Source organism: Methylocystis parvus, assembly GCF_049675845.1.
GTDB classification, from domain to species: Bacteria; Pseudomonadota; Alphaproteobacteria; order Rhizobiales; family Beijerinckiaceae; genus Methylocystis; species Methylocystis parvus_A.
In genome coordinates this window covers 3,371,373-3,395,821 of sequence record NZ_CP187161.1, presented here as the reverse complement: position 1 = coordinate 3,395,821, position 24,449 = coordinate 3,371,373, and the positions used below count along the sequence as shown (strand labels likewise).

Below are 24,449 nucleotides of genomic sequence, written 5' to 3'. Positions count from 1 at the left end.
AAGCCTCATTAATGCCAGACTTTGCGCGCCGGCGGCGCCTGTGGCAGAAACCCCCCGTCCATTCCAAGAGGATCACAATGGCGGCAGACGTCACTTTTCCCGCGGCGGCGGCGGCGGGATTGCTCTCTTTTCTCTCCCCTTGCGTGCTGCCGCTCGTGCCGCCCTATCTGACCTACCTCGCCGGCGTCTCGATGGAGGACCTCGAGATCGAGACGCGCTCCAAGGCGCGACGGGACGTGCTGCTCTCGGCCATTCTGTTCGTTCTGGGCTTCACCACCGTCTTCGTGGCGCTGGGGGCGACGGCGAGCGCGTTCGGCGCCGTCATCCGCGCCAATCTGCAGGTTCTCTCCTGGGTCGCGGGCGGGATCATCATATTGATGGGCCTCCATTTCGTCGGCCTGCTCAGGGTCGAGCTGCTCTATCGCGAGAAGCGGGCGGAAATCTCCAAGCCCATGGGGCTTTTCGGCTCCTATGTGATGGGCCTCGCCTTCGCCTTCGGCTGGACGCCCTGCATCGGGCCGATCCTCGCGGCGATCCTCGCCGTCGCCGGCGCGCAGGACACCGTGGCGCGCGGCGCGGCGCTGCTCGCCACCTATTCGCTGGGCCTCGGCCTGCCCTTCATAGGCGCCGGCCTCGCGCTCGGCCGGTTTCTCGCCTTCGTCGCCCGCTTTCGCAAACATTTCGGCAAGGTCGAGAAGGTCGTCGGCGCGCTGCTGATCGTCACCGGCATCGCTTTCCTGACCGGCGGGGTGCAGGAAATGTCCTTCTGGCTTTTGGAAATGTTCCCCGGCCTCGCGTCGCTGGGATGAGCGCCTGGCCCGGCGCCGACGTACAGGCCGACCCGCGCCTGCCGGAGATCGACCGGCTGCGCGGCCTCGTCATGGTCGTCATGGCGCTGGACCACATGCGGGATTTCTTCGACGCCGATACGATCCGCTTCGCCGCCACCAATCTCGACCGCACCTATCCGTTTCTGTTTTTCACTCGCTTCATCACGCATTTTTGCGCGCCGACCTTCGCGCTGCTCGCAGGCGTCGGCGCCTGGTTCTACGGCGCGCGCCGCCAGGACCCAAGAGCGCTCTCGCTCTTTCTCGCGACGCGCGGCCTCTGGCTCATCCTGCTCGACGCCGTTGTCATCAGCCCGGTCTGGGGCGGGCCGGGCCGGATCGAACTCGGCACGCTCTGGGCGATCGGCTGCGGCCTGCTTGCGCTCTCCCTGCTCTCCCGACTGCCGCCCCGGGCCGTTCTCGCGGTCGGCGCCGCGATCGTTTTCGGGCACAACCTTCTGGACGGTTTCGGCGTCGCCGATTTCGGGGACCTCGGACCGCTCTGGCGGCTGCTGCACGAAAAAGGGCCTCTCCCCTTCAATCTCCCGGGCGAAGTCTATTACCCGGCGCTGCCCTGGATCGGCGTCGTCGCGCTGGGCTACGGGATTGGGCCGCTCTTTCAGAAGCCGCCCGCCGAGCGGGACCGGGCGCTGCGGCTCGCCGGTCTTGGCGCGCTGGCGCTCTTTCTCCTGCTGCGGGCGAGCAATCTCTACGGCGACCCCAATCCCTGGTCGACGCAGCGGGACGCGGTCTTCACCCTGCTCTCTTTCCTCAACGTCACAAAATATCCGCCTTCGCTCCTTTACCTCCTCGTCACGCTGGGCGGCGCGGCGCTGGCCCTGCCGGCGCTTGCGAAGCTCGGCGATCCCGCCGGGCGGGCGCTCGCCATCTTCGGCCGGACGCCGCTGCTCTTTTACGTTCTGCATCTCTATCTCGGCATGCTGGGCGCGGTCGCCCTCGCCTATGCGAAGGGCTACACGATTGGAGACATTGTCTCTTTCGCCAAATCCGGCGCGCCGCCGCCAGACTTCGGCGCGGGGCTCGCAGGGGCCTACGCCGCCTGGGTCGGGGTCGTTCTCCTGCTCTACCCGGTCTGCCGATGGTTCGCGGGGGTGAAGCGCCGGCGCGCGGACCTTTGGTGGCTCAGTTATCTCTGATCCTTAACGCTTTGGAGCAATATGCCGCCATCTGGCCCGAGCGACGCCTTGGTGGGCGGACGCCTCCCGCGTATAGAAGAATAAAGTTGCAGCGGTTGCTCCGCTCTAGGAAACGTCTCAGCTACGTCCGGGGTTAGGTAATGTTGGAAAAACTTGTGGCCTTCTGTCTTCGTTGGCCCTGGGCGGTGGTTCTTCTCACATTGGCGCTGACAGGCGGCGGCGTTTACCTCACCGTCGAGCGCTTCGCGATCGACACCGACACCACCAACCTCTTTTCGCCCGACATGGCCTGGCGGAAGAACCAGATGGCGCTCTACCGCGCCTTCCCGCAGCTCGAAAACTCGATCGTCATCGTCATCGACGCGCAGACCGGCGAAGCGGCGGACGACGCCGCGGCCCGGCTCACGGCCGACCTGAAGGGCAAGCCGCTGATGCAGCGGGTCTGGCGCCCGGACGATCCGGCCTTCTTCGTCAAGAACGGCCTGCTCTATCTCGACCTGAAGGAAGTGCAGCACACGGTCGGCATGTTGCTCGGCCAGACCGACGTGCTCACGCCCCTCGCCGAAGACCCGACGCTGCGCGGGCTCTCCAACGTGCTGGTCGCAAATCAGAAGCGCGCCGCCGGCAGCGAGAAGGCGACGGCCATGTATCTCTCGGGCCTCGACCAATTTTCGAAGGCCTTCGAGGAGACGCTCGCCGGCCGCCCCGCGGAGGTCGATTGGGAAAAGCTTCTTTCCGGCGGCAAGGCCGACGCGGCGCCCGTGGGCCCGCCGCTCGACAAGCGCCGCGTCGTCATCGTCAATCCGGTGATCGACTTCTCCGAACTTCAGCCCGGCGCCGACGCGATGGCGTTCATCCGCACATCGGCCGAGACGCTGGGGATCACCAAGGACAAGGGCTTCACGGTTCGCCTGACCGGCGAAGTGCCGCTCGCGGCCGAGGAGTTCGCGACCATTTCCGAAAACATGGCGCTGAACACGGTCGGCACGCTCGTCGTCGTCTCGCTGATCCTGTTCGCGGCGCTGCGCTCGCCCAAGCTGATCCTCGCCGTGCTCGTGACGCTGCTCGCGGGCCTCGCCATCACCTCGGGCATGGGCGTCCTGCTCATCGGCCGCTTCAACCTGATCTCGGTCGCCTTCGCGGCGCTCTTCATCGGCCTCGGCGTCGATTTCGGCATCCAGTTCGCCACTCGCTACCGAGAGGAGCGGCACGGCCATGGCGACCTCGAACGCGCGCTGATGCGGGCGACGCACGAGATTGGCGGATCGCTGACGCTCGCCGCCGTGTCCCTGCTCGCGGGCTTCTTCTGCTTCCTGCCGACGAATTTCCTCGGCGTCGCGGAGCTGGGCCTGATCGCCGGCGTCGGCATGATCATCGCCTATTTTGCGACGCTCACCTTCCTGCCGGCGGCGATCAAGCTCCTGCACCCGCCGGCCGAGCATGTGCCGATCGCCACCCATTCGCTCGCCGCGGTCGATCACTGGATCGCCCATCACCGCGCCCTGGTGCTCATCGCCACCGCCGCGGTGGTGCTCGCGGGCACGCCCTATCTGATGCGGCTGCGCTTCGACTCGAACCCGATGAACCTGCGCGACCAGAAGGTGGAGTCGGTCGCGACCTTCCTGGACCTGAGCCGGGACCCCAAGACCGCCCCGAACAAGATCGAGACGCTCGCGCCTTCTCTTGAGGCGGCCCGCGAGTTGAAGCAGAAGATTCTTGCCTTGCCGGAAGTGGACCACGTCGACTCGATCGACTCGCTAATTCCGGCCGACCAGGACGAAAAGCTCGCCTTGATCGAGCGCGCTTCAGACGAGCTGCGCGCGGCCCTCTACCCGAAGGTGAAGCCCGCGCCGACCGACGCCGAGACCGTGAAAGCGCTCGCCGCCGCCGCGAAATCCCTGCGCGCCGCCGTCGCCAAGAAGCCCGCGCCGCAGGTGACGCGCTTCGCCGCCGCGCTCGAGGCCCTCGCCAAGGCGAGCCCGCAGACGCGCGAGAAGGCGCGCGCCGCCGTCTTTACGGGCTTCGACAAGATGATGAGCCAGATCCGCGACGCCCTCAAGGCGCAGCGCGTGACGCCCGAATCCATGCCCGAAGAACTGCGCTCGGACTGGATCTCCGCCACGGGCCAGGTGCGCCTCGAAACGACCCCCAAGGGCGACAGCAACAATCTCGAGGTCATGTCCCGCTTCTCGGAGGCCATGCTGGCGGTCGCGCCCGAATCGAGCGGCGCGCCGGTCATCGTCTCGGAGGCCGGCAAGACGGTGACGCGGGCTTTCCTCGAGGCGGGCGTCTTCGCCTTTGTCGCGGTCTTCCTTATTCTTGCCGTAGCCTTGCGCAATCCCGTCGACGTCGCGCTCACGCTGGGTCCTCTGGTCCTTGCGGGGATCATGAGCCTTCAGGCGGCGGAAATGCTTGGGGTGTCGTTGAATTTCGCAAATATCATCGCGCTCCCGCTGATGTTCGGCGTCGGCGTCGCGTTCCACATCTACTATGTCATCGCCTGGCGGAAGGGCGTCGTGGACATGCTGGCGTCGAGCCTCACCCGCGCGATCTTCTTCAGCTCGCTCACGACCGGCACGGCTTTCGGCAGCCTGTTCCTGTCCAGCCATCCGGGGACGGCGAGCATGGGCGAATTCCTCACCATCTCGCTGTTCTTCACGCTGCTCGCCGCCTTCATCATCGTGCCGGCCTTTCTGGGGCCGCCGAAGCACCCGGTCGATGCGGACGCCGATGCGGCTGCGCGAGCCGATGCGACTTGACGGCGGGACGCGTTCGCCTTTCGCTGCGTGGATGATTATTTTGGATGCAACTGCAAATCAGGGGTCGGGCGTATGAAAAGATTATTGCTGGGCATCGTCGCCGCGACGGCCCTCTGCGCGCCGCAGTTCGCATCGGCCATGGATATCTATGGCGTCTGGGTGCGCGACGGGCACCCGACCGACAAGCTCGAATTCTTCGACTGCCAGGGCAAGCTCTGCGCCAAGGGCGTCCTGCCCATGCTCGACGGCAGCCCGGCGCCTCTCATCCTGCGCCACGCTCCCAAGACCGGGCCGAACAACTGGAAGGGCGACCTCTTCAACCCCGAAGACGGCAAGACCTACACGGGCAAGATCACCTATCAGGAGCCGAATCAGCTCACGCTGACCGGCTGCCTCGTCGCCTTCCTTTGCCAGAGCGAGACCTGGACGCGCGTCTCCGGTCCCCCCAAGGCCAACGACGCCAAGACGGACGCGAAAGCGGCGAAGGCGCAGCCGACAGATTCAGCGAAGGCCGGCGACAAGGCGACCGATAAGACGGCGCCGACGAAAGCGCCGCCCGCGCATGACGACGCGAAGAAGCCCGCGAAACCTGCGGACGCGAAGGCCGCCGCCCCGGCGAAGCCCGCGCCGGCCAAGCCCGCAAAGCCCGCCGCCGCCGATGAGTGACGCAAACTCTGTCACAAGTTTAAGATAAGGTAACTTGACTGCCGCGGTGCGGTAGGCGAGCGTTGCCGCGCTTCATTCGGCGCACGCCACTTGCGCCGGTAGCGTTAACGGCGACGTTTTAGCCTATTAATCCGACAGATTTTGGCGGCGGCCTCTCTCCTGCAGGCGAGCGCTGGCGCGGCGATGGAGATGAGCCTCAGTTGACAGCAGCCCGGCCTGCAATCTCGACTGGGAGAAGCCGGACCTCGCCACGCCGCCGCCCGAGGCGTTCCGCGAGTCGAAGAGCGCCTCGCTCCGCGCCCATTCCCGCGCGGCGCCGGATTCGCCGCGAAGTTCGGCTCGCGGAGCTGACGCGCTCGTCGATAATGCGCGTTGGAGAACAACAACGACATCGCCGCCGCGGTGCGCGCATCCAACAGGCGGACGCCCAGGCGCGCGTCTCCAGCGCGGCGCTGTGGCCGACGGTCTCCATGCAGGACATCGTGCGCACCACCCGCACGCCCGGGACGACGACGAATATCGGCGGGGCGAGCGGCGGCTTCAACCCGGCGACGACCAGCGCCTCGTCCTCGGCGCCGTCCTCGGGTTTCAACGCCCGTCATTTCGGCTTCTTCCAGCTCGGCCTCACCGCAAGCTACGACGCTCGATTTCTGGGGCGTGAACGACGACGCCTCCGAACGCCGCCCGGCTGCTCGCCAACGCCAGCCGCTTCAATCGCGACACGTCGTCGAGATTTGACGACGTCGCCTCGGTCATCAACGCCTATTTTCAGGTCCTCAACGCGCAGGACCTGCTGCGCATCGCGCATGACAACGTCCGCATCGCCACGGAAGTGCTGAACGCGCGATGAAGGCGCGTCGCAGGTCGGGAACGGCGAGCGCGCTCGACACCGCCCAGCAGGAATCCGTGCTCGCCCAGGCCCGCGCGACAATTCCTCCGCTCGAGCAGACGCTGGCGCCAGCACGCAATCTTCTCGCGGTTCTCCTGGGGCGAACGCCGGAGAGCTTCTCGACGTGACGGGAACCTCGCTCAAGTCGACTGCCTTCCCGAAGATCGCCCCCGGACTTCCGTCGGAAGTGCTGCTGCGGCGCCCCGATGTCGCCGAGGCGGAAGCGCAGCTCGCCTCGCAGGAATTCTCGGTCCTTCAGGCGCGCGCCGCTTTTTTCCCGTCGATCAGCTTTCACGGCCAATATGGCGTTCAGTCGATCGTCTGCCAAATATCTGGCGACGCCGGAGGCGATCGCCTGGCAGATGCTGGGCAGGACATCGCGCAGCCAATCTTCGACGGCTACAATCTGCAAGGTCAATATATGCTGCAGCAAGGCAAATATAGCGAGTTGGCCGCCAATTACCGCAAACAGACGCTGACCCCGCTGCGGACACGGAGAACGCGTTGATCGCGATCAGCGAAACAGGCAAGGAGCTCAAGATCGACCAAGAAGGCGTGGACGCCGCGAAACGGGCTCTTGATGCGGCGCAAGCGCGCCTGCGCGAAGGCACGATCGACATCGTCACAATGTCGACGACCCAAAACACCTATTTTCAGGCGCAGGACGGTTCCTGGAGCAGACGCGATCTCGCGCATTACCAGGCGGCGACGAGCCTCTATCAGGCTCTCGGCGGCGGCTGGTCGCCGACCACGCGCGAAACGGAGATCGCCGCGCCAACGCCGCCTATGAGGCCGACAAAGGGATCTTTCCATGATCCGCGCCGATCGGCGTATTCTCATGGCGCTAGGGGCGCTCGGCCTCGCCCTTGCCTTGGGCTCGGCCTATCGGGCCGGGGTCTTGCCGGGCTTTGGCGGCGGGGAGAAGCCAGCCGCGGTGGAAGAGGAGGTTCCGGTCCGCAGAGCCGTGGCGCGCGCGCGGCAGGACGTGCCGGTGACGATCGACGCGTCGGCACGGTTCAGGCGCTGAACACCGCGACGATCCGCACCCAGGTCGACGGCCGTCTCACCGCGCTCCATGTCACCGAGGGCGAGGACGTGAGGAAGGGCGAGATCGTCGCTGAGATCGAGCCCAATCTCTATCAGGCGCAATACGACCAGGCCGTCGCCAAGAAGGCGCAGGACGAGGCCAATCTCGCCAATGCGCGCATCGATCTCGTTCGTTACGAGAAGCTGGTCGCCGCAAATTCAATTACTGCTCTCAACAGCAGTTCATGCGACGCAGAAGGCGCTGGTGGCGCAGCTCGAGGCGCTGGTGCGCGCCGACAGGCTCATCGACAGCGCGAGAACCACCCTCGGCTATTGCGACGATCCCTCGCCGATCGACGGACGCGTCGGCATTCGTCTGGTCGACGTCGGCAACATCCTGCACGCCTCGGATCAGCTCGGCATCCTCGTCGTCACGCAGCTCAAGCCGATCAATGTGGTTTTCGTGATCCCTCAGGAGAAGCTGCTCTCCGTGCAGAACGCCGTCGCCCGCGGCAGCCGCCAAGTGTTCCGCGCTCGGCCCCGACAATCAAGCGGAGATCGAGCCATCCGGAGAACTCACGGTCATCGACAATCAGATCGACCAGCTCACCGGCACGGCGAAAATAAAGGCGACCTTCGCCAATCAGTCGCTGAGACTTTGGCCCGGTCAATTCGTGAACGTCCGAATGGTCGTCGACACGCTCAAGAACGCCGTCGTCGTGCCGGCGACGGCGATCCGGCCGGGTCCGAGCGGACCTTATGTGTATCTCCTCACCAACGGCGACGTCGCGATCACGAAAAACGTCAAGGTCGGCCAGCAGGACGAAAACATCGCGGTCGTCGCCTCTGGTCTGAAGGCGGGCGACACGGTCCTCACGAGCGGATTTGGGCGGCTTGCGGACGGCGCGAAAGTGCGCGTGGTCTCCGACGGTCGCGAGGGTGCGGAAAAACAGGCGAGCGACAATGCCGGGCGAAATTCCGCCTCCGCGCCGGCAGCCGATGAACGGCGGCGGCGCAAATGGGATTTCACGCGGGCAGGAAGGGGGCGCGTTGCGACCCGACGGCGCCGGCGCCACGGAGCGCGGCCGCCGCCTCTCCCGAAGCCCGAGGATAATCTGAAACGGAGCGAGCCCGGAAGGTGACGCCCGCCGCGAAGCGAGCCATGAATGTTTCAGCGCCCTTTATCAAGCGGCCAGTCGCGACGACGCTGCTGGCGTTCGCCGTGCTGCTGTTCGGCGTCGGCGGCTATGCGCGCTGCCCGATCTCGCCGCTGCCGCAGGTCGATTTTCCCGACCATCCAGGTAACGACGCAGCTTCCCGGCGCAAATCCCGACACAATCGTCGCTCGTGACCGCCTCGCTCGAACGCCAGTTCGGGCAGATCCAATCGCTGGCTGCGATGTCGTCTACGAGTTCGTTCGGCTGTCGCAGATCACGCTGCAATTCAACGCTCGACCGCGACATCGACGCCGCGGCGCAGGACGTGCAGCGGCGATCAATGCCGGGCCTCGACCTGCCGCGAAACCTGCCCTATCCGCCGTCGTATTCGAAGGTCAATCCCGCCGATACGCCGATCGTCACCCTGGCGCTGACGTCGAATACGCAGTCGCTCCGCTCAATGTCCGATCTTGCCGACACGCTGTTGGCGCAACGTCTGGCCTCGGTCTCGGGCGTCGGCCACGTCTCCGTGAGGGCGGCGTGCGCCCGCCATTCGCGTCGAGGCCGATCTCGCGCGGCTCGCCGCAATCGCATGAGCATGGACGACCTGCGCTTGGCCATCGCCGCCGCCAATGTCGCCGGCGCCAAGGGCTCGATCGACGGCGCGCGGCAGTCCTACACGCTCGACGCCAACGATCAGATCGACCAAGCGCACATCTACGAAGATGTCATCGTCGCTTATCGGAACGACGCGCCGGTCCGCATCAGGGATGTGGCGAAAGTTTCCGAGGGCCTCGAGAACACGCGCGTGGGTGGCTGGTACAATGGCAAACCTGCGGTCATCGTCGATATCCAGAGGCAGCCGGGCGCCAACGTCATCGAGACGGTGAACCGCATCAAGGCCGAGCTGCCGCGCGTCGAGCGCACGATGCCGGCGGGCGTCAGTCCTCAGATCGTCAACGACCGCACCGGCACGATCCGCGCCTCGATCCGCGACGTGCAGTTCACGCTCGTGTTGAGCGTCGGCCTGGTCGTGATGGTCGTGTTGCTGTTCCTGCGCTCGATACGGGCGACGATCATCGCGGGCGTGGCGCTGCCGGTGTCGCTGGTAGCCACGTTCGGCGTCATGTATTTCGGCGGCCAATTTCTGCGGATTTTCGCTCGACAACCTCTCGCTGATGGCGCTCACCATCGGCACGGGCTTCGTCGTCGACGACGCGATCGTGATGATCGAGAACATCGTGCGCAATATCGAGAAGGGCGAAAAGCCGATGAAGGCGGCCTCGACGGCGCGCGCGAGATCGGCTTCACCGTCGTGTCGCTGACGGTGTCGCTGATCGCGGTCTTCATTCCGCTGCTGTTCATGACCGGCATCGTCGGGCGCATGTTCCGCGAGTTCGCGATGACGCTGACGATCGCGGTCGTCGTCTCGGCTGTCGTGTCGCTGACGCTGACGCCAATGATGTGCTCGAAGCTGCTGCGCGGCGGACACGACGAGAAGTCCGGCATCGTCGGCCGCTTCATCGAACGCGTGATCGGTGGCTACGATCGCTCGCTCGAATTCGTGTTTCGGCATCAGGGTGCGACGCTCGTCGTGGCGCTGATGACGGTCGTCCTGACGATCTCGCTCTACGTCATCATGCCGAAGGGCTTTCCTGCCGCGGCAGGACACGGGCGTGCATCACCGTCGTGTGGAAGCAGTCCGCCGACGCCTCCGTTCACGAGATGACGAAGCTGCAGAAAGACGTGGCGGCCATCGTCGCGACGGACAAGGATGTCGCCGGGCGTCGCCTCGGTGCTCGGCGTCGGCCAGCTCAATGCGACGACCAATGTCGGCCGCCTCACCGTGACGCTGAAAAGCCGCGACGAGCGCGACGTGAGCGCCGACGTGATCGCCGACCGCCTGAAGGCGGCGGGCGAGAAGGTCGCCGGCACCTCTCTCTTCATCGAGCCGGTGCAGGACATTCAGATCACCACGCGGCCGAGCCGCTCACAATATCAATATACGCTCGCCAGCGCCGACGCGGCGAGCTCGATGCGAGTTGGTCGAAGAAAATGGCTCGACAGCTGCGCGACACCGCCTGCGCAACGTCGCGCGGAAACCCAGGACGGCGGCCTGCGCGCCTTGATGAAGATCGACCGCGAGAAGATGGGCCGTCTCGGCATTTCGGCGCAGGACGTCGACAATGTGCTGAACGACGCCTTCGGCCAGCGCCAGATTTCAACGATCTACACGCAGTCGAACCAGTATCGCGTCATCCTCGAGGCCGCGCCGCAATATCTGCGCGACATGTCGGCGCTGGAAAAGCTTTATGTGGCGCCCATCGGCGGCGGACCGCAGACGCCGCTCGCGACCTTCGTGCGCGTCGACAATATCGCCGCGCCGCTCTCCGTCGCGCATCAGGATCAGTTCCCGGCGATCGACCATCAGTTTCGATCTGGCGCCCAATGCATCGTTGAGCGATGCGCTTGCTGCGATCGACACGGCGAAAAAGGATATCGGCCTGCCCGTTACCGTGTCGGGCACCTTCAGCGGCGACGCGGCGGAGTTCGAAGTCGCTGCAGAGCGAGCCATGGCTGATCCTTGCGGCAATCATCGCGATCTACATCGTGCTCGGCGTTCTCTATGAGAGCTTCATTCATCCTTCACCGTGCTGACGACCTTGCCGTCAGCCGGCGTGGGCGCTGCTCGCCTTGATGCTCTTCCGCCTCGATCTCTCGATCGTGGCGCTGATCGGCATCATCCTGCTGATGGGCATCGTCAAGAAGAACGCGATCATGATGATCGACTTCGCGCTCGAGGCCGAACGCGAGCGAGGGCTGTCTCGCGCCGCGCGATTCGATCGTGCGCGCCGCATCTGCGCTTCCGTCCGATCATGATGACGACGCTCGCCGCACTGCTTCGGCGCGCTGCCGCTCGCCATGGCGCATGGGCCTGGGAGCGAGTTGCGCATCCGCTCGGCGTCTCGATCATCGGCGGCCTGCTGCTCAGCCAATTGCTGACGCTCTACACGACGCCGGTCATCTATCTGGCGATGGAGCGGCTGCGCGCCCGCCTCGGAGGCGCCCGTGCGCTCGATGCCTCCGGCGAACCGGTTACCGCCGCGCCCAGCCATCCGTCGGCTGCAGCGACGGCCAATCGCGAGGCTGCGGAGTAACGGCGATGAACGTCTCGCGCATCTTCATCGAGCGGCCCATCGGCACGGCACTTCTTGCCGTCGGCCTGTTTCTCGTTGGGGCGGTCGCGTACTTCATGCTTCCGGTCGCCAGCATGCCGGCGATCGAGATTCCGACCATCCGGATCATGGCGACGCGGCCCGGAGCCGATCCGGCGACGATGGCCGCAAGCGTCGCATCGCCGCTCGAGCGCCGCCTCGGCGAGATCGCGGGCGTGACGGAAATGACGTCGACAAGCTCACTCGGCTCGACGTCGACGCCATCGCGCAGTTCGACCTCAACCGCAACGTCGATGCTGCGGCGCGCGACGTGCAGGCCGCGATCAACGCCGCAACCGCCGATCTGCCGGGCGATCTTCCGCAGGTGCCGACCTATCGCAAGTATAACCCGTCGGCCGATGCCTATGCGTGCTCGCGCTGACCTCGAGCACGATGCCGACGAGCGCGATTTTCGACGCGACGGATTCGGTTATCGCGCAGCGCATCTCGCAGGTGCCGGGCGTCGCCGAGGCGCGCATCGCCGGCGCCGATCAGCCGGCGATCCGCGTGCAAGTCGACCCGACGCTCGTCGCTTCGATGGGTCTCAGCTTCGACGACGTCAAGAACGCCGTCACGGCCGCCAACGATCTGGCGCCCATCGGCTCCGTCGATGCGCCGAACCAGACCATCGTGCTGCAATCCAACTCGCAGATGATGGAACCCGAGGACTACAAGGATATCGTCGTCAAGAACATGCCGAACGGCGACGTCGTCAAAGTCGGGGATGTCGCCAAGGTCGTCAAGGCAACGCGCAACTCCCGGTCTTCGGCACGGTTCGACATGTCACCGGCCGTGCTTCTCATCATCACCAAGACGGCGGACGCAAACGTCATCGATACGGTCGATCGGGTGAAGGCTGTCCTGCCGCAGCTCAAGGAATGGATTCCGGCCGGCATCGACATTTCCATTCTAACCGACCGCACGACGACAATCCGTGCTTCTGTTCACGACATGCAGATCACGCTGGGCCTGACGATCCTGCTCGTGATGTCGGTCGTATTCGTCTTCCTGCGCCGCGGCGACGCCGTCATCGCCGCGGGCATCACGGTGCCGCTATCGCTCGTCGGGACCTGCGCGGCGATGTGGGTCGCCGGCATTCTCGATCGACAATCTCTCGCTGATGGCGCTCACCGTTGCGGTCGGCTTCGTCGTCGACGACGCCATCGTCATGATCGAGAACGTCGAAGCCAACCGGGAGCGCGGCATGAGCCGCATGTCGGCGGCGCTCGATGGCTCGCGGCAGATCGGCTTCACCGTCGTCTCGATCAGCCTGTCGCTCGTCGCCGCGTTCATCCCGGTGCTGTTCATGACCGGCATCGCGGGGCGATTGCTGCATGAATTCGCACTGACGCTGACGTTCGCCATCGTCATTTCCGCCGTCGTGTCGCTGACCGTGACGCCGATGATCTGCGCGCACTTCATCAAGGAAGGCGCCGAAGCGCATCGCAACCTCGCCGACCGCATCTTCGAGGGGGCTCTGGGTCTCGTCGTCAGCGCCTATGCTTTCACGCTGCGGATCGCACTGCGCAACCAGCTCGTCATGCTTAGCGTCTTCATCGCGACGATCTTTCTGACCGTGCATTTTTATGCTGTGCTGCCGAAGGGCTTTCTGCCCGAAGACGATACCGGTCTCATCATCGCGGCGACGGAAGCCGCGCCGGACGTCTCGTTCGCCGATATGAAGCGGCTGCAAGACCGGGCACTGAAGGTGATTGCCGATCCCGCGGTCGATAATATCGGCTCCTTGATGGGCGCAGGCGGCTTCAATCCGACGCAAAATCAGGGCCGGATGTTCATCAGCCTGAAGCCGCTCGATGAACGCGGCAACGTGCCGACGGCTGAGGTTATCGACAGGCTGCGAAAGCCGCTCGGCGACATCGTCGGACTGGCGACGCGCTTGATGCCGTCGCGCGATATTCGCGCGGGCGCGCGGTCAGGCAAGGCCGACTACCAATATACGCTGTGGTCGCTCAATCGCTCGACGAACTGGAGGAATGGCGCCGAAAGCGCTTTCATCGCGCGCCATTCCGGGCAGATCGTCGACGTCACGTCCGACAAGGAGAAAGGCGGACTGCGCGCGCACGTCAACATCGACCGCAACGCCGCATCGCGCTTGAACGTCCCGATCTCCGATATCGACACCGCGCTGTCGAACGCTTTCTCGCAGACGCAGTTCTCAACGATCTATACCGATCGCAATCAATATAAGGTCGTGATCGAGACGCCGAAATTGCGCCAGCGCGACATCAGCGATCTTGCGGGCGTCTATGTCACGAGCGCGAACAAGCAGCAGGTGCCGCTGACCGCGCTGGCGCGCGTCGAGCGCAGCTCCATGCCGCTCGTCGTCAATCATCAGGGCGTGCTGCCCGCCGTCACGATCTCCTACAATGTCGCGCCGGGTTCGACGCTCGACGCCGCGACCTGCAGGCGATCGAGGAAGCCGTCGCGGTGCTCAATCCGCCGAGCAGCCTGCATGCGGGCGGGCGACGCCGCCGACTTCCGCAAGGTCGCGAAAGGCATGGCGACGCTCATCCTCGCCGCGCTGCTCGCCGTCTACATCGTGCTCGGCATCCTCTATGAAAGCCTCGTCCATCCGATTGACGATCATCTCGACGCTGCCTTCCGCCGGCCTCGGCGCGCTGCTCGCGCTCGAGCTGTTCGCATATGGACCTTCACGGTGATCGCCTTCATCGGCATTCTGCTGATCGGCATCGTCAAGAAGAACGGCATCATGCTCGTCGACTTCGCGCTCCATGCCGAGCGCGATCGCGGTCTCTCTGTCCGTGACGCGGCGCTGGAGGCGGCGCGCGAGCGCTTCCGCCCCATCGTGATGACGACGCTTCGCGGCGCTTGTTCGGCGCGCTGCCCCTCGCCTTCGCGACGGGCATCGGCGCGAGCTGCGCCGTCCGCTCGGCATCACCATCATCGGCGGCCTGCTGCTCAGCCAGGCGCTGACGCTCTACACGACGCCGGTCTATGCTATCTGCTGAGCGCCCCAGCGGTCCTCGAAGACCAGCGTTTCCAGAGGCAGGCGCGAGGCCCAGCGTTTCACTTCGAGTTCAGGGCGCTTGTAGGCCCGCTCGACGAAGCCGACGCAGAGATAGGCGACGATGGCGATTTCTTCGGGAATTCCGAGAATTGCCCGCAAATCCTCCTCGCGCATGATGCTCACCCAGCCAACGCCGACGCCTTCCGCGCGCGCCGCGAGCCAGAGATTCTGAACGGCGCAGGCCGCGCTCAAAAGATCGGTGTTGGGCTGCTGCGTGCGGCCGAGCCCTGTCGCGCCATGGCGCTCGCGGTCGCAGGTCACGCAAACATTGACCGGGGATTTGAGAATGCCTTCGAGCTTAAGGTTTCGGTAGTGATTGCGCCGCGCCGGATCGAGCATCCGCTCCTCGGCCTCGGCGCCGCGCAGAAAGGCCCGATGAACCTCGCCGCGCACCGCGGCGTCTCGTATCACGATGAAATTCCACGGCTGCATGAAGCCGACGGAAGGCGCGTGATGCGCCGCGTCGAGGATGCGCAGCAACAATTCCTGCGGCACCTCCTCGGGCAAGAACTCATTGCGCACGTCGCGGCGCGTATAGATCGCGCGATAGACGGCGGCGCGATCCGCCTCGCTGAAGGGCGCGGCGGGACCGAGTTCGTCCGCGGCGATTCGCCACGGCTCGAAAGGCGTTTCATCCGCCATCACGCAATCTCCAGGGCGTTCGTCAGCCGCGTCCAGGCGGCTTCGCCCGCGGGAAGGCCGAAGCGCAGCCATTCTGGCCGCTCAGGAAACGCCCGCGGCAGAATGCCGCTCTCGCAGAGCCGCATAAACCAATCGCCGGCGCGCTCGTGACGGACGAGCCGAAACAGTGCGGTTCCGCCCATGAGGCCGAAACCCGCCTGCTCGAGAAGACTGTCTAGACGTGCGGCGTCCATCGCCGAAGCCACAGCGGCGGCCTGCAGCCAGCGCGCGTCGGAAAGGGCGCGCCCGCCGATGGCGAGCGCGGGACCCGAGACAGCCCAGGGCCCGAGCGCCGACCGCAGCCGTTCCGCGCGGCGCGGCGCGCATAGCGCGAAGCCGAGGCGCAATCCTGCGAGCCCATAGGCCTTGCCGAAAGATCGCAGGACGATCGCGCCTTCGAGCGACGCAAGCGATGCGACGCTGTGGGTCGGCGTGAAATCGACGAAGGATTCGTCGACGACAAGCAGGCCGCTTTTGCGCGTCATCTCGTCAGCCAGACGCGCCAGGTCTCGCGAAGAGACCACACGCCCGTCGGGATTGTTCGGATTGACGACGATCGCCACGTCGAATCCCGCGAGATCCGCGATCGACTCTACCGTCGCGACTTTGGCGCCCGCAGCCGACCAGCAGGCGGCGTGTTCCGCGTAAGTGAAGCCGAGAACGCCGACGCGACGCGCGGGAAAGACGCGCGGCAAGAGCTGGATGAAAGCCTGGACGCCAGCGCCCGGGATGACCGCCACCGCCTGCGGCGCGCGATAGGCGGCGTGCGCGGCCGCCTCCAACGCGGCGAACGCCTCGTCGTCCGGCAGGCGCGTCCAGGCTTCGGGGGCGATCGCCGGCAGCGGATAAGGATGCGGATTGACGCCCGTCGAAAGATCGATCCAGGGCTGAGGCGCATTCGGATAAAGGCGGCGCGCTTCGTCCAGACGGCCCCCATGCGCAATTGGAGACGTCATCGCGCGATCTCCAGAAGCGCGTCGATATCGATATGCGTCTCGCAATGCGTCGCGAGCGCGTCGAGCGTTTCGTCGATGGAAGTTTCAAAGCGCAGGGCAGACGCCTCGGCGCCGATAAAATTCAGGAAGGCGGCCCGCATGGCGTCGTCGGCGAAAAGGCCGTGCACATAGGCGCCCATGATGCGACCGTCGTGCGAAAACGCGCCATCTGCGCGGCCGCCTTCAAAGCGGAACAATGGACGCGCGCAATCAGGCCCGGAGGTTTCGCCGACATGCATCTCATAACCGTGAAAGGGCGCATCGAACGGAAGCGCGCGGCCCGTAACGCGCGTCAGTGTCTTCTTGTCCGTCAGCGTCGTATCGACATCGAGAAGACCGAGGCCTTCGGCCCTGCCGACATCGCCTTCCATGCCTTGCGGATCACGAATGGCGCGGCCGAGCATCTGGTACCCGCCGCAGATTCCGAAGACGCGGCCGCCGCGTCGCACATGGGCGCGAAGGTCGATGTCCCACCCTTCTCTGCGCAGCGCCGCGAGATCGGCCATGGTCGCCTTGGAGCCGGGAAGAATGACGAGCGCCGCATCCGCCGGAAGGAGTTCGCCCGGCTGCACGAGGCGCAGATCGACACCCGGCTCCGCCTTCAGCGGATCGAGATCGTCGAAATTGGCGATGTGCGGCAGCAGCGGAACGGCGACGACGACGCCCTGCTTTCGCGCATTGCGCTGCGCGCGAAGGCCGAAGGCGTCTTCCGCCGGCAGGCGCGACGCGGCGTCGAAATAGGGAACGAGCCCCAGCGCGCGCCAGCCCGTGCGCTGCGCGATAAAATGCATGCCTTCGTCGAACAGCGAGGCGTCGCCGCGAAACTTGTTGACGATGAAGCCCTCGATCATCGCGGCGTCTTCCGCGTCGAGCACCGCCTTGCAGCCGACGAGCTGCGCAATGACGCCACCACGATCGATGTCGCCGACGAGCACGACGGGCGCGTTCGCTTCGCGCGCAAAGCCCATATTGGCGATGTCGTTGGCGCGCAGGTTGATCTCCGCCGCGCTGCCTGCGCCTTCCACGATCACGAGGTCGCTCTGCGCCTTGAGCCGCGCGAAGCTTTCCATCACGGCGGGCTTGAGGCGCGGCTTCCAGTCCTGATAATCGCGCGCCTTCGCCTGCCCGGCGATGGCGCCGCGCAGAATGACTTGTGAGCCGTTCGCGCCCTGCGGCTTCAGCAGCACCGGATTCATGTCCACGCTGGGCGCGAGCCGCGCCGCGCGCGCCTGCAGCGCCTGGGCGCGGCCGATCTCGCCGCCGTCTTCCGTCACGGCGGCGTTGTTCGACATGTTCTGCGGCTTGAAGGGCGCGACGCGCAAGCCGCGATTGACGAAGGCGCGCGCAAGGCCCGCGACGACCAGCGATTTGCCGACGTCCGATCCCGTTCCCTGGATCATCAGCGCGCGGCTCATGACGCGAGCAGCGCCATGACGGCGTCGAGATCGTGCGCGAGCGCTCTCGCCCGTGCGTGCGCTCGGCGGCAGGACGACGATCGTCTCCAGCGAGAGGGCGCGCGCTGCTTCGATCTTGGCGTAGGTGAGCGCGCCGCCGCTATTCTTGCTCACGACGATGTCGATGCATTTCTCGCGCATCAGGGCGACTTCATCCTCGCGCGGAAAAGGGCCGCGCGCGGAAAAGACCTCGCAGTTCGGCGGCAGGTCGCCGGCTTCCGGCGGCTCGATGACGCGCAGGAGATAATGGTGCCGGGGCGCCGCGCGGAAATCGGCGACGCCCTGCCGGCCGATGGTGAGAAACACGCGGCGCGGCGCTTCTCCCAGCGCATGGGCGGCGGCGGCGTTGTTCGATACTTCTATCCAGTCGTCGCCGTCGGTCAGGCGCCACGGTTCGCGGGCGTAAACAATGAGCGGCAGGCCGAGCGCGACGCAGGCGGATTGCGCATTGGCGGACATTTGCGCGGCGAAAGGATGCGTCGCGTCGATCACGTGGGTGATGCGCTCTTCTTCCAGACAGCGCTTCAATCCCTCGACGCCGCCGAACCCGCCGACGCGCGTCGGCAGCGCGAGCGCCATCGGCGCGCTTGTGCGGCCGGCAAGCGAGGCGATCGCGTGACAGGCCGGATCGGCGGCGAGCCGCGCGGCCAGCGCGCGGGCTTCGCTCGTGCCGGCGAGCAGGAGGATGCGCTTTTTGCGGTCGGCAGCCGTCCCGAAGCCATTAGTTGGATGCTGGCGGGATGCGTCTCGACTTGCAGCATCGCCGAGGCTGAAAGGCCCCCCACCCTTTATCCCTCCCCGCAAGGGGGAGGGAGGCGGCTCACGATCAAAATCCACGCAGGCTGCGCCGTACCGCGCCAATCTCGCAGCATTATCCCTCCCCCTTGCGGGGAGGGTGGCGCCGCGCAGCGGCGTCGGGTGGGGGGCAAGTCGCTCCTCGATTGCTTCGTCGTCTTCCACTCCCCGGGATGACGTCGAGGAGGCTGATACGCTGTTACACAAGATCGACGCGCCTCACTCCGCGGCAAGCTTCACGGAAGCGGGGTTGCGAAACTCGGCGAGGAGCCGCTCGCGCTCGGCGTCGGCGATCGCGACATGATGGCCCTTGATGTGGCCGAAGCCCCGGATCTTCTCCGGCAGACGCGCCAACGCCACGGCCGCCGGATAATTGTCCGGCGTGAGCGACGTCAGCAATTCGTCGATGAACGCTTCATATTCCCTGAGCAGGCGCTGCTCGACGACGCGGTCATTGTTGAAGCGGGTGATGTCGAACCAGCGGCCCCGGATCCATTTGAGTTTCGCGAGAACCTTCATCACCGAGAACATCCACGGCCCGAAGGTAATTTTCCGCGAGCCGCCGAAATCCGTCTTGCGCTGCAGGAAGGGGATCGGCGGCGCGAGATGCAGCTCCAGTTTCAGATCGCCTTCGAACGTCTCGGAAAGCTGTCGCTGGAAGGCCTCGCTCGTATAGAGGCGCGAGACCTCGAACTCGTCCTTGAAGGCCATCAGCTTGAAGAGATAGCGCGCGACCGCTTCCGTCAGCTCCGTCGAACCGGGCATGCGCGCCTTTTCGAGCTTGGCGATCGCCTCGACGCGGGCGCGGTAATGCGCGGAATAGGCCTCGTTCTGGTAATCGACGAGAAAAGCCGCGCGGCGCTCGATGACCTCCTGGAGCGTCTTCGAGCGTTGCTTGGCTTCCGTCGGACGGCGCAGCGACTCGACCACCGCCTCGACGCTCTTGATGTCATGCGCGGCGCGGCGGCCCCAGAGGAAGGCCGAGTGATTCATCGGCACCGATTCGCCGTTGAGTTCGATCGCGCGCAGGATCGACTCTTCCGTGAGCGGCAGGAAACCCTTCTGCCAGGCGTAGCCGAGGATGAAGATGTTGGCGGCGATCGAGTCGCCGAGAAGCGCCTGCGCCAGCGCCGTGGTGTCGATGAAGATCGACTCCGGCCCGCCCGCGCGGCGGATCGCCTGCTTGATCTCTTCCGACGGCAACACGAAATCGGGATTGCGCTCAATGTCACCCGGGAAGACCTCGGCGCTGTTGACGAGCACATGGGTCTTGCCCTGCTCGACGGCGGCGAGCACCTGCTTGGCGCCCGCGACGACGAGATCGCAGCCGAGCATGAGATTGGCTTCGCCCGCGGCGACGCGAATGGCGTGGACCTCCGCGGGCGTGCGGCCGATCTTCACATGGCAGTAGACGGCGCCGCCCTTCTGCGCGAGGCCGGCCATGTCGATGACGCCGACGCCCTTGCCTTCCAGATGCGCGGCCATGCCGAGAATGGCGGAGACGGTGACGACGCCCGTACCCCCTAAACCCGCGACGAGAATGCCGTAAGGCGTGCGGCCGATCTCGGCGATCTTCGGCTCGGGGAGCGCCGGATGGCCATGCGTGTCCTCCTTCGAGGGCAGCGGCGCCTTCTTCATGCGCGCGCCATGCACGGTGACGAAGCTCGGGCAGAAGCCTTCGAGGCAGGAGAAATCCTTGTTGCAGGCCGACTGGTCGATACGGCGCTTGCGGCCGAATTCGGTCTCGACCGGCTGCACGGCGACGCAGTTGGACGCGGTGCCGCAATCGCCGCAGCCTTCGCACACCAACTCGTTGATGATGATGCGCGCGTCGGGATCGGGAAAGAGGCCGCGCTTGCGCAGGCGGCGCTTCTCCGTTGCGCAGGTCTGATCGTAGACGAGGACGGTGACGCCATCGGTCTCCGCCAGCTCGCGCTGCACTTCGTTCAGAACGTTGCGATGATGGATGGTGAGTCCCGGCGGCCAGGCGATGGTCGGCGGATATTTGCCGGGCTCGTCCGTGACCAGCGCGATCTTCTTGACGCCCTCGGCGGCGACCTGATGCACGATGGCCTCGACGGTGAGTTCGCCCTCATGCTTCTGGCCGCCGGTCATGGCGACGACGCCGTTATAGAGAATCTTGAAGGTGATGTTCGTGCCAGCCGCCACGGCGAAGCGGATGGCGAGCGAGCCCGAATGATTGTAGGTGCCGTCGCCCAGATTCTGGAAGACATGCTTGCGCGTCGAGAAGGGCGCCTCGCCGATCCAGTTCGCGCCCTCGCCGCCCATATGGGTGTAGCCCTCGGTGCGACGGCCCATCCATTGCGCCATGTAATGGCAGCCAATGCCCGTATAGGCGCGCGCGCCCTCCGGCACATGCGTCGAGGTCGAATGCGGGCAGCCGGCGCAGAAATGCGGCACGCGCACCGTCACGTCCGTCATCGTCTTGCGACGGTCCTGCAGACGCTCGAGACGCCGCACGCGCGCTTCGAGTTCTTCGGACGCGTGATACTTTAGCAGCCGCCGGCCAATCGCGATGGCGATGTCATTGGCGTCGAGCGCGCCCTTCACCGGGAAGAGCCAGTCGCCGCGCTCATCCTTCTTGCCGATGCAGACCGGCTGGTGCGCCGCGCCGTACAGCTCCTCGCGCAGCTGCACTTCGATGAGCGAGCGCTTCTCCTCCACGACAATGATGAGATCGAGGCCGCGCGCGAATTCGTGCAGGCCCTTCGGCTCCAGCGGCCAGGGCGCGGCGATCTTGTAGAGGCGCACGCCGAGATCGTTGGCGCGCACTTCGTCGACGCCGAGATCGTCCATCGCCTGGCGCACGTCGAGATAGGACTTGCCGACTGTGATGATGCCGATCCTGGGATCGGCGCCGCCGGAGGTGATGATGCGGTTGAGGCGGTTCGCGCGGATGAAGGCGAGCATCGCGTCGCGCTTGCTCTCCTGCATGCGCTCTTCCTGCGCCAGCACCGGGTCGCTCGGACGGATGTTGAGCCCGCCCGGCGGCATGACGAAATCGGCCGGGATGATCGGCTTCACGCGGTCGAGCGAGCCGTCGATCGAAGCGGTCGACTCCACCGTGTCCTTCACGAGCTTCAGGCCGACCCAGACGCCGGCAAAGCGCGACATGGCGAAGCCGTAGAGGCCGTAGTCGAGAATCTCCTGCACGCCGGCCGGCGCGAGGATCGGCATCATCACGTCGACGAAATGATATTCGGACTGATGCGCCGTCGTGGACGATTCGGCCGTATGGTCGTCGCCCATCAGCGCGAGCACGCCGCCATGTTTCGACGTGCCGGCGAGATTCACATGGCGCAGCGCGTCGCCGCTGCGGTCGACGCCCGGCCCCTTGCCGTACCAGACCGAAAAGACGCCGTCATATTTGCCCTCGCCGCGCATCTCGGCCTGCTGCGCGCCCCAGATGGCGGTCGCGGCGAGATCCTCGTTGAGGCCCGGCATGAACTGGATGTTGTTGGCGTCGAAGAGAGCCTTCGCCTTGTGCATCTGCGCGTCGACGCCGCCGAGCGGCGAGCCGCGATAGCCCGTGATGAAGCCCGCCGTATCGAGCCCCGCGCGGCGGTCCCGCTCCTTTTGCATGAGAAGGAGACGCACGATGGCCTGCGTGCCGGTGATGAGCACGCGGTCGCGTGAGAGGTCAAAACGGTCCGAGAGCCTTGCTTCGCCATAGGCGGGCTTTGCCTCGCCGCTGGCGGTGCTTGCTTCGCCGTAGGCGGAGCCGGAGTTCAAGGCGCCGGCGACGTGATCCGCCATTCAGAAACTCTCCTGCGCGAAACGGCGATGCGCGCTTGGGTCGTGCGCCAGAACACAATTACGACTAGGAACGAGCACTCGGGGCCCCTTACAGGACCCGACCGCGTGAGGCGACCCGCCGCCCGGCTCTCCTCTTACGTGGCTACGCCGCTTGGCGCGCCCTAAAGCGCGACGCTTGATGGTCGCACTCTATGACAGAGAGAATGACCTTTTCAAGAACCCATATGCTATGATGCACAGGCTTCGAGCGCGCGCCCTGCGCCCTGTTTTCGCCGATTTCCAGCCCTAACCGGACTGCTCATGACCCGCCGCCTGCTACCGCTTTTCGCCCTCCTGACCCTGGCCTGGACGGCTGCGGCGCAGGCCCACCCACACGTTTGGGTCGCCGTGCGTAGTGACGTCGTCTTCAGCCCCGAGGGGAAGGTGACGGGCGTTCGGCACGCCTGGGAATTCGACGAGATGTATTCCGCCTTCGCGGTGCAGGGGCTGGGCAAGGGCGGCAAGCCCCCGACCCGCGAGGAACTCTCGGGAAAGGCGCAGGAAATCGTCGAAAACCTGCCGGAATTCGAGTTTTTCACTTTCGCCAGGCAGAGCGGCGCCAAGGCCCCCTTCAAGCCGCCGCAGGACGTCTGGCTCGAGGCGAGCGACAAGAAGATCGTGACGCTGCACTTCTTCCTGCCGCTCGAAACGCCGGTCGCCGCCAAGAAGCCCTTCTCCTTCCAGGTCTACGACCCGACCTATTTCGTGGCCTTCGGCCTTGAAAAGAGGGAGCCGGTGAAGCTCGCCGGCGCGCCCGCCGGCTGTTCCGTCAGCCTCGTGGAGCCCGCCCCGCTCGTCGCCACCGACAATCAGAAGCTCAGCGAGGCCTTCTTCCAGAACATGTCTCCCGGCGCCGATTTCGGCATGAAGCTCGCGACCCGCGCCATCGTGGCCTGCCCGTGACGCGTAAGACGCTGGCTCTTGCCGCCTTCGCGGCGGCCGTCGTGATTCTGGCCGTGGATCCGGCCCTCGCCCAGCGCCACCCCTTCGCGGTCGGCGGTCGGGAGGGCGCCTGCGCGGCGAGCGGATTCGCTGCGCTCGTCCTCGCCTGGCAGAGCAAGTTCCATGCGGAATTGCAGGCGGCGGCGAGCGCGCTGAAGTCGGACCCTTCCGCCTTTTTCGCCCTCGCGGCGGCGAGTTTCGCCTATGGCGCCTTTCACGCGGCCGGCCCCGGCCACGGCAAGGCGGTGCTCACCGCCTATATGGTCGCCAGCGAAATCCAGCTGAAGCGTGGCCTGACGCTCGCAGCGCTCGCCGCCCTCTTGCAGGGTCTCGTCGCGATCGTGCTCGTTTCCGCCGCGGCTTTGATCTTCAACGCCACCGCCGGCCAGATGACGAACGCCGCGCAATTCATCGAAACGGCGAGCTATGTCGCCATCGCCGCGCTCGGCGCGCGGCTGGCCTGGATCAAGGGGCGCGGGCTCCTCGCGGCCCTGGGCGAGCCGCAAATCGCCATGGCGATGGCGGGCGCGGGCGGCTCCGGCCGATTCGTCTGCGAGGCGATCGACGATCCCGGCCACGTCCACGGTCCCGGCTGCGGCCACGCCCATGCGCCGGATCCCGCGACGCTCGCCGGTCCCGCTTTCCGCTGGGGCGACGCGCTCGGGACCGTCGTCGCCGCGGGATTGCGCCCCTGCTCCGGGGCGATCCTCGTCCTTGTCTTCACCCTGTCGCAGAACATGCTCCTGGCCGGCGCCGGCGCGGTCATGGCCATGTCGGCGGGAACCGCCCTGACGACGGGCGCGATCGCCGCGACCGCGGTCTACGCCAAGAACCTCGCCAGGCGCTTCAGCGGCGCCGGCGCGCGTCGAACCATGCTGCTCGCGCGCGGCGCCGAACTCCTCGCGGCGCTGCTCGTGCTGGGTTTTGGACTCGCGCTGCTATTGGGCGCCAGCGCTTCCTGCAACGCAGCATAAGCGCGGCCCTCTGCCGCAACGCAATAATAATCATTCCGCGCAGGTCA

At 65.9% G+C, this 24,449-nt stretch carries 18 protein-coding genes and 7 pseudogenes; 19 read left to right on the top strand and 6 right to left on the bottom strand.

Features of this window, described 5'->3' with window-relative positions:
- The first annotated feature begins 77 nt into the window (after positions 1-77).
- The 9 genes and pseudogenes from ACPFMJ_RS17580 to ACPFMJ_RS17540 all read left to right on the top strand — a co-directional run.
- Positions 78-809 (top strand): cytochrome c biogenesis CcdA family protein, encoded by a 732-nt coding sequence (locus ACPFMJ_RS17580; protein WP_424361207.1) that lies wholly within the window; start codon positions 78-80, stop codon positions 807-809.
- Complete coding sequence (locus ACPFMJ_RS17575) at positions 806-1,984, top strand: DUF1624 domain-containing protein (protein ID WP_424361206.1); 1,179 nt, start codon at positions 806-808, stop codon at positions 1,982-1,984. Before ACPFMJ_RS17580 ends, ACPFMJ_RS17575 begins: the two co-directional genes overlap by 4 nt.
- Before the next feature lie 140 nt (positions 1,985-2,124).
- Positions 2,125-4,743 (top strand): MMPL family transporter, encoded by a 2,619-nt coding sequence (locus tag ACPFMJ_RS17570; protein ID WP_424361205.1) that lies wholly within the window; start codon positions 2,125-2,127, stop codon positions 4,741-4,743.
- 72 nt (positions 4,744-4,815) lie between these two features.
- Positions 4,816-5,409, top strand: coding sequence for a DUF2147 domain-containing protein (locus ACPFMJ_RS17565; RefSeq protein WP_424361204.1), 594 nt, complete (start codon positions 4,816-4,818; stop codon positions 5,407-5,409).
- Between the two features lie 846 nt (positions 5,410-6,255).
- Positions 6,256-6,426, top strand: a complete 171-nt coding sequence (locus ACPFMJ_RS17560; RefSeq protein WP_424361203.1) for a hypothetical protein — start codon at positions 6,256-6,258, stop codon at positions 6,424-6,426.
- Positions 6,423-6,806 (top strand): TolC family protein, encoded by a 384-nt coding sequence (locus ACPFMJ_RS17555; protein WP_424361202.1) that lies wholly within the window; start codon positions 6,423-6,425, stop codon positions 6,804-6,806. The genes ACPFMJ_RS17560 and ACPFMJ_RS17555 overlap by 4 nt, the downstream gene beginning before the upstream one ends.
- Positions 6,803-6,901, top strand: a pseudogene (locus ACPFMJ_RS17550) (hypothetical protein); the annotation flags it as partial. The gene ACPFMJ_RS17555 and the pseudogene ACPFMJ_RS17550, both read left to right, overlap by 4 nt.
- Positions 6,902-7,109: 208 nt before the next feature.
- On the top strand, positions 7,110-7,325 hold the full coding sequence (locus tag ACPFMJ_RS17545) for a hypothetical protein (RefSeq protein WP_424363943.1): 216 nt from the start codon (positions 7,110-7,112) through the stop codon (positions 7,323-7,325).
- Positions 7,322-7,405: pseudogene (locus tag ACPFMJ_RS17540) on the top strand (biotin/lipoyl-binding protein); the annotation flags it as partial. The gene ACPFMJ_RS17545 and the pseudogene ACPFMJ_RS17540, both read left to right, overlap by 4 nt.
- Positions 7,406-7,556: 151 nt before the next feature.
- Here the strand turns inward: ACPFMJ_RS17540 and ACPFMJ_RS17535 are convergent.
- Positions 7,557-7,847 (bottom strand): hypothetical protein, encoded by a 291-nt coding sequence (locus ACPFMJ_RS17535; protein ID WP_424363942.1) that lies wholly within the window; start codon positions 7,845-7,847, stop codon positions 7,557-7,559.
- A 34-nt stretch (positions 7,848-7,881) separates the two neighbouring features.
- Here ACPFMJ_RS17535 and ACPFMJ_RS17530 point away from each other — a divergent pair, with 34 nt between their 5' ends.
- The 8 genes and pseudogenes from ACPFMJ_RS17530 to ACPFMJ_RS17495 form a co-directional block, all read left to right on the top strand.
- Positions 7,882-8,466: an efflux RND transporter periplasmic adaptor subunit gene (locus ACPFMJ_RS17530; RefSeq protein WP_424363905.1), complete on the top strand. Its 585-nt coding sequence runs from the start codon at positions 7,882-7,884 to the stop codon at positions 8,464-8,466.
- A 20-nt stretch (positions 8,467-8,486) separates the two neighbouring features.
- Positions 8,487-8,675, top strand: coding sequence for a hypothetical protein (locus tag ACPFMJ_RS17525; protein ID WP_424361201.1), 189 nt, complete (start codon positions 8,487-8,489; stop codon positions 8,673-8,675).
- Positions 8,676-8,722: 47 nt separating this feature from the next.
- Positions 8,723-11,062, top strand: a pseudogene (locus ACPFMJ_RS17520) (efflux RND transporter permease subunit).
- 116 nt (positions 11,063-11,178) lie between these two features.
- Positions 11,179-11,361, top strand: a complete 183-nt coding sequence (locus ACPFMJ_RS17515) for an efflux RND transporter permease subunit (protein WP_424363904.1) — start codon at positions 11,179-11,181, stop codon at positions 11,359-11,361.
- Positions 11,358-11,639: an efflux RND transporter permease subunit gene (locus ACPFMJ_RS17510; protein WP_424361200.1), complete on the top strand. Its 282-nt coding sequence runs from the start codon at positions 11,358-11,360 to the stop codon at positions 11,637-11,639. Before ACPFMJ_RS17515 ends, ACPFMJ_RS17510 begins: the two co-directional genes overlap by 4 nt.
- A 5-nt stretch (positions 11,640-11,644) precedes the next feature.
- Positions 11,645-11,854 (top strand): annotated as a pseudogene (locus tag ACPFMJ_RS17505) (efflux RND transporter permease subunit); the annotation flags it as partial.
- A 235-nt stretch (positions 11,855-12,089) separates the two neighbouring features.
- Positions 12,090-12,731: pseudogene (locus tag ACPFMJ_RS17500) on the top strand (efflux RND transporter permease subunit); the annotation flags it as partial.
- An 85-nt stretch (positions 12,732-12,816) separates the two neighbouring features.
- A pseudogene (locus ACPFMJ_RS17495) lies at positions 12,817-14,481 on the top strand (efflux RND transporter permease subunit); the annotation flags it as partial.
- A gap of 189 nt (positions 14,482-14,670) precedes the next feature.
- On the opposite strand, the gene bluB reads toward ACPFMJ_RS17495, so the two are convergent.
- The 5 genes and pseudogenes from bluB to ACPFMJ_RS17470 form a co-directional block, all read right to left on the bottom strand.
- Positions 14,671-15,387: a 5,6-dimethylbenzimidazole synthase gene (gene bluB, locus ACPFMJ_RS17490; RefSeq protein WP_424363903.1), complete on the bottom strand. Its 717-nt coding sequence runs from the start codon at positions 15,385-15,387 to the stop codon at positions 14,671-14,673.
- A complete protein-coding gene (gene cobD, locus ACPFMJ_RS17485; RefSeq protein WP_424361199.1) occupies positions 15,387-16,382 on the bottom strand; it encodes a threonine-phosphate decarboxylase CobD in 996 nt (331 codons plus the stop codon). Before cobD ends, bluB begins: the two co-directional genes overlap by 1 nt.
- The gene (locus ACPFMJ_RS17480) at positions 16,379-17,821 is read right to left on the bottom strand and encodes a cobyric acid synthase (protein ID WP_424363902.1); all 1,443 of its coding nucleotides are present in this window, start codon (positions 17,819-17,821) and stop codon (positions 16,379-16,381) included. The genes cobD and ACPFMJ_RS17480 overlap by 4 nt, the downstream gene beginning before the upstream one ends.
- A 123-nt stretch (positions 17,822-17,944) precedes the next feature.
- Positions 17,945-18,712, bottom strand: a pseudogene (locus tag ACPFMJ_RS17475) (cobalt-precorrin-6A reductase); the annotation flags it as partial.
- Between the two features lie 177 nt (positions 18,713-18,889).
- On the bottom strand, positions 18,890-22,447 hold the full coding sequence (locus ACPFMJ_RS17470) for an indolepyruvate ferredoxin oxidoreductase family protein (protein ID WP_424361198.1): 3,558 nt from the start codon (positions 22,445-22,447) through the stop codon (positions 18,890-18,892).
- 300 nt (positions 22,448-22,747) lie between these two features.
- On the opposite strand from ACPFMJ_RS17470, the gene ACPFMJ_RS17465 reads away from it, so the two are divergent.
- Positions 22,748-23,389 (top strand): DUF1007 family protein, encoded by a 642-nt coding sequence (locus ACPFMJ_RS17465; RefSeq protein ID WP_424361197.1) that lies wholly within the window; start codon positions 22,748-22,750, stop codon positions 23,387-23,389.
- A complete protein-coding gene (locus ACPFMJ_RS17460) occupies positions 23,386-24,402 on the top strand; it encodes a nickel/cobalt transporter (protein WP_424361196.1) in 1,017 nt (338 codons plus the stop codon). Before ACPFMJ_RS17465 ends, ACPFMJ_RS17460 begins: the two co-directional genes overlap by 4 nt.
- Positions 24,403-24,449: the final 47 nt, after the last annotated feature.

Excerpts from the sequence above, each read along its gene's own strand:
- ACPFMJ_RS17525 (WP_424361201.1), top strand. The coding sequence starts at position 8,487 with ATGAATGTTTCAGCGCCCTTTATCAAGCGGCCAGTCGCGACGACGCTG.
- bluB (WP_424363903.1), bottom strand. The coding sequence starts at position 15,387 with ATGGCGGATGAAACGCCTTTCGAGCCGTGGCGAATCGCCGCGGACGAA.
- cobD (WP_424361199.1), bottom strand. The coding sequence starts at position 16,382 with ATGACGTCTCCAATTGCGCATGGGGGCCGTCTGGACGAAGCGCGCCGC.
- ACPFMJ_RS17465 (WP_424361197.1), top strand. The coding sequence starts at position 22,748 with ATGACCCGCCGCCTGCTACCGCTTTTCGCCCTCCTGACCCTGGCCTGG.
- ACPFMJ_RS17580 (WP_424361207.1), top strand. The coding sequence starts at position 78 with ATGGCGGCAGACGTCACTTTTCCCGCGGCGGCGGCGGCGGGATTGCTC.
- ACPFMJ_RS17510 (WP_424361200.1), top strand. The coding sequence starts at position 11,358 with ATGATGACGACGCTCGCCGCACTGCTTCGGCGCGCTGCCGCTCGCCAT.
- ACPFMJ_RS17515 (WP_424363904.1), top strand. The coding sequence starts at position 11,179 with ATGCTCTTCCGCCTCGATCTCTCGATCGTGGCGCTGATCGGCATCATC.
- ACPFMJ_RS17565 (WP_424361204.1), top strand. The coding sequence starts at position 4,816 with ATGAAAAGATTATTGCTGGGCATCGTCGCCGCGACGGCCCTCTGCGCG.
- ACPFMJ_RS17570 (WP_424361205.1), top strand. The coding sequence starts at position 2,125 with ATGTTGGAAAAACTTGTGGCCTTCTGTCTTCGTTGGCCCTGGGCGGTG.
- ACPFMJ_RS17545 (WP_424363943.1), top strand. The coding sequence starts at position 7,110 with ATGATCCGCGCCGATCGGCGTATTCTCATGGCGCTAGGGGCGCTCGGC.
- ACPFMJ_RS17480 (WP_424363902.1), bottom strand. The coding sequence starts at position 17,821 with ATGATCCAGGGAACGGGATCGGACGTCGGCAAATCGCTGGTCGTCGCG.
- ACPFMJ_RS17575 (WP_424361206.1), top strand. The coding sequence starts at position 806 with ATGAGCGCCTGGCCCGGCGCCGACGTACAGGCCGACCCGCGCCTGCCG.
- ACPFMJ_RS17560 (WP_424361203.1), top strand. The coding sequence starts at position 6,256 with ATGAAGGCGCGTCGCAGGTCGGGAACGGCGAGCGCGCTCGACACCGCC.
- ACPFMJ_RS17470 (WP_424361198.1), bottom strand. The coding sequence starts at position 22,447 with ATGGCGGATCACGTCGCCGGCGCCTTGAACTCCGGCTCCGCCTACGGC.